Here is a 1,660-nt window from a genome sequence, read left to right as displayed (position 1 = left end):
CGGCGCCGAGGTGTACCGGGGCGACCCGGCGGAGGCGGCCGCCCGGGTGCGGGGCTCGATCGCGGTGCGGGCGGTCGGGGACCCGGGGCCGGCCCGCCCGCTCGCGGAGTGGCGCCGCGGGAGCGCGGTGCACGCGCTCGTCGCCCCGGGGGAGGGCGCGCCGCCGGCGGACCTCGAGGACGCGGTGATCGCGCTGACCCTGGAGCGCCGCGGCGCTCCGCCCGTGGGCGCGGCGCCCGCTGCCCGCCGAGGGGGTAGGCGAGTCGTCGAGGGGGTACCCGCCGACTACCCCGTCGGCGCGTCGGCTACCCCCTCGGCGACCACGCGGTCCGCGCCGCGCGCCCCGGCCGTGGAGGCCGCGCACGTCGTCACCGCCTTCGGCGGGTTCCGCGCCGTGGACGACGTCTCCCTCACGGTCCGCCCCGGCCAGGTGCTCGGCCTGCTCGGCGCGAACGGCGCCGGCAAGACCACGCTCATCCGCACCCTCCTCGGCCTGCTGGCCCCGACGTCCGGCACCGTCCGCGTGCTCGGCGGCCCGCCGTCCCGCGACGCCCGGCGGCGGATCGGCTACGTCCCGCAGGGCCTGGGCCTGGCGGCGGACCTCACCGTCGCCGAGAACCTCGCGTTCGTCGCCGCGGCGTACGGCCTGGACGCCGCGCCCGAGCCCCCGGCGGACCTCGCCGCGGAGCGCGACCGGCTGGTCGGATCGCTGGGGCTGGGCCTGCAGCGGCGGCTCGCGTTCGCCTCGGCGCTGTCGCACGCCCCGGAGCTGCTGGTGCTGGACGAGCCGACCTCGGGGGTCGACCCGCTGGCCCGGGCGGCGCTCTGGGACACCGTGCACGAGCAGGCCGAGGCCGGCGTGGCCGTGCTGGTGACCACGCACTACATGCAGGAGGCCGAGCAGTGCGACGCGCTCGTGCTGCTGTCCCGGGGCCGCCGCGTGGCCGCCGGGACCCTCGCGGACGTGCTGGACGGGACGACCGCGGTGGAGGTCGCGACCCCCGACTGGCAGGCGGCGTTCGGCGCGCTGGGCGCGGCGGGGCTCCCGGTGACCGTGGCCGGCCGCGCCGTGCGGGTGGCCGGGGCGGACGCCGGGGACGTCGCGCGGGTGCTCGCCGCAGCGGGCGTGCCCGGCGACGCCCGCGCCGTGCCCGCGCGGCTGGAGGAGGTGCTCACGCTCGGCGCGCGCTGACCGCCGCCCGCGCGCCCGTCAGCGGAACGCGCCCACGGCCTCCGGGTACGCCTCCGCCAGCTCCCGCGTCTCCGCGGCCTGCGGGTCGGACAGCAGCGACCGCATCGAGCCCGACTCCACGATCCGGCCCTCGCCGAGCACGTGCACGGTGTCGGCGAGCCGGTCGACCAGCCGCAGGTCGTGCGACACGACGAGCAGCCCGACCCCGGTGGCGGCGATGGCGGCCACCTGGTCGGCGACGGCCTCCCGCAGCGCCGGGTCGAGCGCGGTGGCGGGCTCGTCGAGCACGAGGATCTCGGGGCGCGTCGCCAGCGCGTCGGCGAGCGCCAGCCGCTGCTTCTCGCCGCCGGACAGCGAGTGCAGCGTGCGGTCGAGGAACCGCGGCTCCAGGCCCACGCGGGCGAGCACGTCCTCGGGCTGCAGGCCGGTGGCCCGCCCCGCCTTGCGGGAGTCGTTCAGCGTGGACTG

At 79.8% G+C, this 1,660-nt stretch carries 2 protein-coding genes; one reads left to right on the top strand and one right to left on the bottom strand.

The genetic code is table 11. The features are described 5' to 3' along the window. Nucleotides 1-1,192 (top strand): ABC transporter ATP-binding protein (locus tag VER05_RS14875; RefSeq protein WP_324846116.1); only part of this gene is annotated, 1,192 nt, incomplete at its 5' end. A gap of 18 nt (nt 1,193-1,210) precedes the next feature. Here the strand turns inward: VER05_RS14875 and VER05_RS14870 are convergent. Further along, nucleotides 1,211-1,660: ATP-binding cassette domain-containing protein (locus tag VER05_RS14870; protein ID WP_324846115.1), on the bottom strand; the 450-nt coding region annotated here is incomplete at its 5' end.

The sequence above is a fragment of the Cellulomonas sp. genome (assembly GCF_035634735.1).
GTDB lineage: Bacteria > Actinomycetota > Actinomycetes > Actinomycetales > Cellulomonadaceae > Cellulomonas.
Note: the sequence above shows the minus strand (reverse complement) of the source record. Positions and strands in the feature narration are given on the sequence as shown.